The following is an 8,350-nucleotide window of genomic DNA, read 5'->3' as shown; positions in this document are numbered from 1 at the left end:
CCCTGCGCTGCTCACGGTACGCGGGGTCCGCGCGAAACTCGCTTCGCTCAAACACGCGCAGCCCTGATCCGCGTACCGCTGCGCTGCTCGGCGGTGCCTCAACGGCCGGCCCAGCGCACACCGCCCGCCTCCGCGGAAAGGGTGGGGGTAGTTTGTCCGCTGCCGTCGCCGTGATGAACGCGCAGGCAGTGGGCGTTCGAGACGCGCGCATCTCCTCGTCAACCACGGAGCCCGGCCCGCATCGCATACCGGGCGGACCCCAACATAGAGCACAACAGACTCAGTGGTTATCCCGAGGAATCCCAAACGTAGCGTGAATCCTCTGGTACTTCACAGCAGGCTTCAGCACCATCCCTTCAGAAAGTTCATCCACGATGCCACGCTGAATCTCCTGCCAAGGTGTCTGGCTAGCCGGGTAGGGATACCCACCGGCAGCCTCCAACTTGGCGCGGCGCTTCGCAAGCTCTTCATCTGACACCAACATGTTCGCCGTGCGCTTCTTCAGATCGATGCGCACCCGATCGCCGGTCCGTACCAATGCAAGTCCGCCCCCGGTCGCAGCCTCCGGCGAAGCATTGAGGATCGAAGGCGACCCCGACGTGCCTGACTGCCGACCATCGCCAATGCAGGGCAGGGCAGTGATGCCCTTCTTGATCAGATACGAAGGCGCACGCATGTTCACCACCTCCGCCGCGCCGGGATAGCCTACCGGCCCGACCCCGCGCATGAACAGCACGGTCTTCGGACCGATCTTCATCTTCGGATCGTCGATTCGGGCGTGATAGTCCTCGGGCCCGTCGAACACGATCGCCGTTCCCTCGAACGCCATCGGGTCGTTCGGATCTTCGAGATAGCGCGCATGGAATTCGGGCGTGATCACGCTCGTCTTCATGATCGCCGAGTCGAACAGATTGCCCTTGAGATTGAGGAATCCCGCATTTTTCTTCATCGGCTTGTCGTAGGAGAAGATCACCGTCCGGTCGCTGGTGAATTTTCCTTCGCAGTTTTCGATGAGCGTCTTGCCGTTGGCCGTGAGCGCCGGCTTGATCTTGCCCTTGGCGACCAATTCGGCCACCACTGCGGGCACGCCGCCCGCGCGGTAATAGTCCTCGCCCAGATACTCGCCGGCCGGCTGCAGATTCACGATCAACGGGATCTTGTAGCCGTGCTTCTCCCAGTCGTCCGTCGTGAGCTTCACGCCGATGTGGCGCGCAATGGCGTTCAGGTGCACCGGCGCGTTGGTCGAGCCCCCGAGCGCGGAGTTGACCACGATCGCGTTCTCGAATGCGTTGCGGGTCAAGATGTCCGAAGGCTTCAGGTCCTCGCGCACCATCTCAACGATACGCTTGCCAGTGTGGTAAGCCATCTCCTGACGATCGCGGTAGGGCGCCGGAATCGCGGCGCTGCCCGGCAGCGTCATGCCCAGCGCCTCGGCCAGCGAATTCATCGTCGAGGCCGTGCCCATCGTGTTGCAGTGCCCCGTCGATGGCGCGGATGAGGCCACGAGCTTCAGGAACTCCTGATAGCCGATCTCGCCCGCCGCCATCATCTCGCGCGCGCGCCAGACGATCGTGCCCGAGCCCGTGCGCTCGCCCTTGTACCAACCGTTGAGCATCGGCCCCGAGTTGAGCGCGATCGCCGGAATGTCCACGGTCGCCGCGGCCATCAACTGGGCCGGCGTGGTCTTGTCGCAGCCGGTCGTCAACACCACGCCATCGATCGGATAGCCGTACAACACTTCCACCAGCGACAGATATTGCAGGTTGCGATCGAGCGCCGCAGTCGGGCGCTTGCAGGTCTCCTGGATCGGATGGATCGGAAACTCGAAAGCAATGCCGCCCGCGTCGCGGATACCTTCGCGCACGCGCTCAGCCAGCACCAAGTGATGGCGATTGCAGGGCGCGATGTCCGAGCCGGTCTGTGCGATGCCGATGATCGGCCGGCCCGATTGCAGCTCGTCGATGCCGATGCCGAAGTTCATCGTGCGCTCCAGGTAGAGCGCTGTCATGTCGGCATTGGCCGGATTGTCAAACCAGGCCTGGGACCGCAGGGTGCGTGCCTTGGCGGCCTTCTTCTTCGTCTTCTTCGATGTCATCAGCGCATTCCCTTCAAGGTCTGGTCCGCGTTCGGCAGCGCCGCGCAGTCGTCGATGTACTGTCGGATGATGTCGGCAAAGTTGTCGTGCGGATGCAGCCCCAGCCGCGCGGCGCGCGCGGCCGATGCACCACTCGGCCAGTTGGCCACGATGCCGGCAATGCGCTCGTCGCGCTCGAAGCGAACGCGTGCGCGGACGGCCGAGCCGGCCACCTGTTCGAGCGCATCGAGCATGTCGCTCACGCGCACATTGAGCGCCGGCAGGTTGAGCGCAGTGCGCCCGCAGAAGGCATCGCGGCTCGCTTCGTAGACGGCGATCAGGCCGTTCACCGTGCGGGTCGGCGACGACATCGGATGCGAGACATCGGGAGAAACCGGGCAGATCGATTCGACGCCCGCCAGCGGCTCGCGGATGATGCCGCTGAAGAACGACGACGCCGCGCCGTTCGGCCGGCCGGGCCGCACCGTCACCGTCATGAGCCGCGCGGCGCGGCCGTCGATGTAGCCCTTGCGCGTGTAGTCGGCGATGAGGTGCTCGCAGATCAGCTTCTGCGTGCCGTACGAAGTCTGCGGCGCGGGCAGCGTGTCGTCGGCGACGATCTTCGGCAGCGGCACGGCGGGATCGGGACCGAACACCGCGACCGAGCTCGAGAACACCACGCGCGGCACCTTGCCGCCGGCATTGACACGCGCCCTGAGCGCATCGAGCAAGGCCCGCGTGCTGTCGAGGTTGGAGCGCAGGCCCAGGTCGAAGTCGAGCTCGCATTCGCCCGAGACGGCCGAGGCCAGGTGGAAGACGCCGTCGAAGGGCTCGTCGCGCAGCGCATCGGTCTGCGCGAGCAGCGGACCGGTGCGGGCCTCGACGCGCGCATCCGCGAGCAGGTCGGCGGGCGGCGGCGCGATGTCGGTCAATACAAGCCGCTCGATGCGCTCGCCGGCCAGCGTCCCTCGGGCGAGCAGCGCCCGCGCGAGGCGTGCGCCGACGAATCCGCCGCCTCCGGTAATCATCAGTTTCATGCAGTCTCCTTCATTGCTTTCCCTTTCGGGCGGTCGTGGGGTCCGCGGCGCGCACGGTCTTGACCGCGGCCTGTCGACGGCGGCCGTCGATGATGCCGCCCTCGATCAGCCGCTGTTCGCCGCGGATCAGATGTTCGTTTGCACGAAGCCGTGCTGCGACGGGATCGTGCGCCGCGATGGCCTCGAAGATGGCGCGATGCTCGTGCTGTACCTCGGTCATGAAGTCGGCGCGCCGGGCTTCGTTGCCGCGCGTGATGCGCATGCCCTCGCGCAGGTACTGCTCCAGGAATCCGAGCAGAAGACGGAATTGCGGGTTACCGGTCGATTCGCCGATGACCTGATGAAAGGCGAGATCCTCGGCGACGCCATCGCGCCCCTCGGCGACGGCCGTGTCGATCGCCGTGAGCGCCCGGCGCAAGGCGGCGATCTGGCTGCGGGTCGCGCGCTCGGCCGCGAGCGCGGCGATCTCGCCCTCGAGCACGCGCCGCACCTCGACGACGTGGACAACCGACTGCACGGAGGTCAGGACGGTGGGATCGAAGGCCAGGGGCTGGTTGACGGGCCTCGGCGCCACATAGACGCCCGAGCCTTGCCGTGACTGCACCATGCCCTTCGACTTGAGTTGGTGCACGGCCTCGCGCACGACCGTGCGCGACACGCCGTGCGCCGCAGCGATCTGCTGCTCGGTCGGGAGACGGTCGCCGGCCTGGAGGGTGCCCGATTCGATCTGTTCGCTCAGCAGCACGGCCAGCCGGTCCGACAGCCGATCGACGGTCAGCGGAAGGGGCTGGGATGGGGGAGGCGCCGGAGCCCGCCCGGCGGTGGGAGAGGTTTGCACGGTGATACGGTGATCATACAAATTTACAGGGGTAAATGCGTAACGGTTTGCCCTGATGCGCTGGGGTGGCCCAATGCCAATACTGCGCGGTTGCGATGCAGGGCGTTCATGCCTTGCGTCGTTCAGCGAACTCCGAGGACTCCAGTGCATGGCAAGTGTCACGATCCAGGCGGTCAAGAAGAATTTCGGCGATGTGCCCATCCTGCATGGCGTGGACATCGACATCCGCGACGGCTCCTTTACCGTGCTGGTGGGTCCTTCGGGCTGCGGCAAGTCGACGCTGCTGCGCATGATCGCCGGGCTGGAGGAAATCAACGCCGGTGAAATCCGCATTGGCGACCGCCGGGTCAATGACCTGCCGCCGAAGGAGCGCGACATCGCGATGGTCTTCCAGAACTACGCGCTCTATCCGCACATGACCGTGCGCGACAACATGGCCTTCGCGCTTGCGCTGGCCAAGATGGACAAGGCGACCATCGAGCAGAAGGTCGGGCGCGCGGCCGAAATCCTGGCGCTGACGCCGCTGCTCGGACGCTATCCGCGCCAGCTTTCCGGCGGACAGCGCCAGCGCGTCGCGATGGGGCGGGCGATCGTGCGCGATCCGCAGGTGTTCCTGTTCGACGAACCCTTGTCGAATCTCGACGCCAAACTGCGCGTGGCGATGCGCAGCGAGATCAAGGAACTTCACCAGCGCCTGAAGACGACCTCCATCTACGTCACGCATGACCAGATCGAGGCAATGACCATGGGCGACAAGATCGTCGTGATGCGCGACGGTCGCATCGAGCAAACGGGTAGCCCGCTGGACCTGTACGACGATCCGGCCAATCAGTTCGTCGCCGGCTTCATCGGTTCGCCGGCGATGAACTTTCTTCCCGGCACCTTGCGTCGCAGCGGCGGCGCGGCACGGGTGGAACTGACCGACGGCACGCAACTCGATGCGCCGCTGCGTTCCGGCGGCACCGACGGGCAGGCCGTGATCTACGGAACCCGACCGGAGCACCTGAGCCTGTCGGACAACGGCGGCATTCCTTCGCGCGTGGTCGTGATGGAGCCGACCGGCATGGACACCTTCGTTGCTTGCCGCCACGAAGGCGCCGAGATTTCCGCCGTGTTCCGCGAGCGCTACGACTTTGCGCCGGGCACGACCATCCGTCTGCAACCCGATTTGCAGCGCGCGCACCTTTTCGATGCAGGCACCGGCCAGCGGCTGGTGGCTTGAGGTTCTTTTCTGGCCCGTTCAACACAGGAGACATGAATGAGTGACTTCAATCGCCGCGAGATTCTCAAGAGCTCGGCAGGCATCGCCGCCGCCGCTTCGCTCGGCGTCGGCACCGCGATCTTCTCACCGCTCGCGAATGCCCAATCGATCACGTTCAAGCCGGAGAAGGGCGCCAAGCTGCGGGTCTTGCGCTGGAGTCGCTTCGTCCAGGGTGACATCGACGCCTACATGGCCAACGTCAAGAGATTCAGCGACACGACCGGCATCGAAGTGCGCGTCGACAACGAAGGCTGGGAAGACGTTCGCCCCAAGGCCGCGGTGGCGGCCAACACCGGCGCCGGCCCCGACATCATCCTGTCCACCAACGACGACGCGAACCTCTATCCGGACAAACTGCTTGACGTCACCGATCTGGCGGAGTACCTCGGCAAGAAATACGGTGGCTGGTATCCGGCCGGTGAACTCTTCATGCGGCCTGACGGCAAGAAGTGGATCGGCCTGCCGCTCGGCGCGGCCGGTTCGCTGATGGTCTACCGCGAAAGCATGCTCAAGGCGGCCGGCTTCGACGCCTTCCCGAAGACCACCGACGATTTCCTGAAGCTCTACAAGGCGCTGAAGGACAAGGGCACCCCCGGCGGAATGGCGCTTGGCAATGCGACCGGCGACAGCACCTGGACCAACTGGCTGGTCTGGTCCTTCGGCGGCAAGCTGGTCGACAAGAGCAACAAGGTGATGCTCGACAGCCCCGAGACGCTCAAGGCCCTGGAGTATTCCAAGGAGCTGTACGCCAACTTCATCCCGGGCACGCTGTCGTGGCTGGATCCGAACAACAACAAGGCCTTCCTCGACGGGCAGATCAGTGTCACCAACAACGGCATCTCGATCTACTACGCGGCCAAGAACTCCCCTGATCCCAAGCTCAAGGAGATGGCGGCGGACATCAACCATGCCGTGTTCCCGATCGGGCCTGTGGGCGTGCCGACGGAGTCGCACCTGTTCTTCAATCAGATGATCATGAAGTACACCAAGTACCCGCAGGCCTCGAAAGAGTTCCTGCGCTTCATGATGGAGCGGCCACAGTTCGACGACTGGCTGACCGGCGCCGGCGGCTATGTCGCGCAGCCGTTGCGCGCCTACGAGGCCAATCCGATCTGGACCTCCGACCCGAAGAACACGCCGTACCGCGATTCCGTCAAGAACCTGCGGCCGGCCGGCTACGAGGGCAAGCTGGGCTACGCGTCGGCCGGCGTGGCGGCGGACTTCATCATTCCGAACATGGTGGCGGAAGCGGCAAGCGGTTCGAAGTCGCCGAAGGAAGCGATGGAAAGAGCCCAGAAGCGCGCCGAACGCTACTACAAAGTTTGAAGCGCGCGCCGGCTCGATGACGACGCGACTGGCCCGGCTGCAGAACAGCCGCAACGCCCTCGGCTTCATGTTCATGTTGCCCGCGGCGGTGCTGCTGCTGCTGTTCCTGACCTATCCGCTCGGGCTGGGCACCTGGCTGGGCTTCACCGACACCAAGGTCGGCCGGCCAGGGGAGTGGATCGGACTGGAGAACTACATTTTTCTCTGGAACGATGCCGTCACCCGGCTGGCGCTCTTCAACACGCTCTTCTACACGACGGTGGCGAGCGTGTTCAAGTTCTTCCTGGGGCTGTGGCTGGCGGTGCTGCTGAACAAGAACATCCGCTTCAAGACCTTCTTCCGCGCCGTCATCCTGCTGCCCTACATCGTGCCGACGGCGTTGTCGGCCATCGCGTTCTGGTGGATCTACGACTCCCAGTTCTCGATCATCAGCTGGGCGCTGGTGAAGATGGGGCTGATCGACCATTACATCGACTTCCTCGGCGACCCCTGGAACGCACGCTTTGCGGTGATCGCCGCCAACGTCTGGCGCGGCGTGCCTTTCGTGGCGATCACGCTGCTGGCGGGGCTGCAGACCATTTCGCCTTCGTACTACGAGGCGTCGGCCATCGACGGCGCGACGCCTTGGCAGCAGTTCAGGCATGTCACGATGCCGCTGCTCACGCCGATCATCGCGGTGGTCATGACGTTCTCGGTGCTGTTCACTTTCACCGATTTCCAGCTGATCTACGTCATCACCCGCGGCGGCCCGCTCAATGCGACGCACCTGATGGCGACCCTGTCCTTCCAGCGTGCGATTTCGGGCGGCGCGCTCGGCGAAGGTGCGGCGATCGCGATCGCCATGGTGCCCTTCCTGCTGGCCTGCATCATGTTCAGCTTCTTCGGCCTCCAAAGACGTGCGTGGCAACAGGGAGGTTCCGATAAATGAGCGCAAAGGCCGGTCAGATCGACGTCGTGGGCATGGGCTACCTGGAGTCGGTCCCGCGCAAGATGGTCACGGTGTATCTACCGCTGCTCGTCTTCCTCATCGTCCTGCTGTTTCCGTTCTACTGGATGGCGATCACGTCGGTGAAGCCGGACGCCGAACTGCTGTCGCGCGAAGGCAATCCGTTCTGGGTCATCGCGCCGACGATCGGGCACTTTCACAAACTGCTCTTCGAAACGTCGTACCCGCAATGGCTGTGGAACACGCTGCTGGTGTCGGTGGTTTCCACCTTCTTCTCGCTCGCCGCGTCGGTGTTCGCGGCCTACGCCATCGAACGCCTGCGCTTCCGCGGCGCGCGGCATACGGGGCTGGCGATCTTCCTGGCCTACCTGGTGCCGCCGTCGATCCTCTTCATTCCGCTGGCGAGCGTCGTCTTCAACCTCGGGCTCTTCGACACGCGCTGGGCGCTGATCCTGACCTACCCGACCTTCCTGATCCCGTTCTCCACCTGGTTGCTGATGGGCTACTTTCGCTCGATCCCGGCCGAGCTGGAGGAATGCGCGCTGATCGACGGCGCCACTCGCTGGCAGATCCTTGTCAAGATCGTGTTGCCGCTCGCGGTGCCGGGGTTGATCTCGGCGGGGATCTTCGCCTTCACGCTGTCCTGGAACGAGTTCATCTACGCGCTGACCTTCGTTTCGTCGTCGGAGATCAAGACGCTGCCGGTCGGCGTGGTGACAGAGTTGGTTCAGGGCGATGTCTACCAGTGGGGGCCGCTGATGGCGGGAGCGCTGCTGGGCTCGCTGCCGGTGGCTTTCATCTACTCATTCTTCGTCGAGTACTACGTTTCGGGGCTCACCGGTTCGGTCAAGGAATAAGTCAGATCCAT

Annotated in this window: 7 protein-coding genes; 4 read left to right on the top strand and 3 right to left on the bottom strand. The window is 64.4% G+C overall.

The genetic code is table 11. The features are described from left to right. Positions 1–280 precede the first annotated feature (280 nt). Genes AC1DHL_RS26935 through AC1DHL_RS26925 form a run of 3 tightly spaced genes read right to left on the bottom strand, consistent with a single transcriptional unit; the run spans position 281 to position 3,949 of the window. Entirely contained in the window at positions 281–2,095 is a 1,815-nt protein-coding gene (locus AC1DHL_RS26935; protein ID WP_478163980.1) for an IlvD/Edd family dehydratase, read from the bottom strand. Next, on the bottom strand, positions 2,095–3,111 hold the full coding sequence (gene denD / locus AC1DHL_RS26930; protein WP_478105013.1) for a D-erythronate dehydrogenase: 1,017 nt from the start codon (positions 3,109–3,111) through the stop codon (positions 2,095–2,097). Before denD ends, AC1DHL_RS26935 begins: the two co-directional genes overlap by 1 nt. A gap of 10 nt (positions 3,112–3,121) precedes the next feature. Beyond that, positions 3,122–3,949 carry a FadR/GntR family transcriptional regulator gene (locus AC1DHL_RS26925; protein ID WP_478163979.1) on the bottom strand — a complete coding sequence of 276 codons (828 nt, stop codon included), beginning with the start codon at positions 3,947–3,949 and terminating at the stop codon, positions 3,122–3,124. Between the two features lie 148 nt (positions 3,950–4,097). Between AC1DHL_RS26925 and AC1DHL_RS26920 the strand changes: the two genes are divergently transcribed. Genes AC1DHL_RS26920 through AC1DHL_RS26905 form a run of 4 tightly spaced genes read left to right on the top strand, consistent with a single transcriptional unit; the run spans position 4,098 to position 8,339 of the window. After that, on the top strand, positions 4,098–5,171 hold the full coding sequence (locus tag AC1DHL_RS26920) for an ABC transporter ATP-binding protein (protein WP_478163978.1): 1,074 nt from the start codon (positions 4,098–4,100) through the stop codon (positions 5,169–5,171). A gap of 36 nt (positions 5,172–5,207) precedes the next feature. Further along, positions 5,208–6,536, top strand: a complete 1,329-nt coding sequence (locus tag AC1DHL_RS26915) for an ABC transporter substrate-binding protein (RefSeq protein WP_478163977.1) — start codon at positions 5,208–5,210, stop codon at positions 6,534–6,536. A gap of 16 nt (positions 6,537–6,552) precedes the next feature. Next, a complete protein-coding gene (locus tag AC1DHL_RS26910; RefSeq protein WP_478105008.1) occupies positions 6,553–7,464 on the top strand; it encodes a carbohydrate ABC transporter permease in 912 nt (303 codons plus the stop codon). Next, positions 7,461–8,339 carry a carbohydrate ABC transporter permease gene (locus AC1DHL_RS26905; RefSeq protein WP_478105006.1) on the top strand — a complete coding sequence of 293 codons (879 nt, stop codon included), beginning with the start codon at positions 7,461–7,463 and terminating at the stop codon, positions 8,337–8,339. The genes AC1DHL_RS26910 and AC1DHL_RS26905 overlap by 4 nt, the downstream gene beginning before the upstream one ends. Positions 8,340–8,350 lie beyond the last annotated feature (11 nt).

It is taken from the genome of Variovorax sp. 10L426 (assembly GCF_056395305.1).
Note: the sequence above shows the minus strand (reverse complement) of the source record. Positions and strands in the feature narration are given on the sequence as shown.

Excerpts from the sequence above, each read along its gene's own strand:
- AC1DHL_RS26935 (WP_478163980.1), bottom strand. The coding sequence starts at position 2,095 with ATGACATCGAAGAAGACGAAGAAGAAGGCCGCCAAGGCACGCACCCTG.
- denD (WP_478105013.1), bottom strand. The coding sequence starts at position 3,111 with ATGAAACTGATGATTACCGGAGGCGGCGGATTCGTCGGCGCACGCCTC.
- AC1DHL_RS26920 (WP_478163978.1), top strand. The coding sequence starts at position 4,098 with ATGGCAAGTGTCACGATCCAGGCGGTCAAGAAGAATTTCGGCGATGTG.
- AC1DHL_RS26915 (WP_478163977.1), top strand. The coding sequence starts at position 5,208 with ATGAGTGACTTCAATCGCCGCGAGATTCTCAAGAGCTCGGCAGGCATC.
- AC1DHL_RS26910 (WP_478105008.1), top strand. The coding sequence starts at position 6,553 with ATGACGACGCGACTGGCCCGGCTGCAGAACAGCCGCAACGCCCTCGGC.
- AC1DHL_RS26905 (WP_478105006.1), top strand. The coding sequence starts at position 7,461 with ATGAGCGCAAAGGCCGGTCAGATCGACGTCGTGGGCATGGGCTACCTG.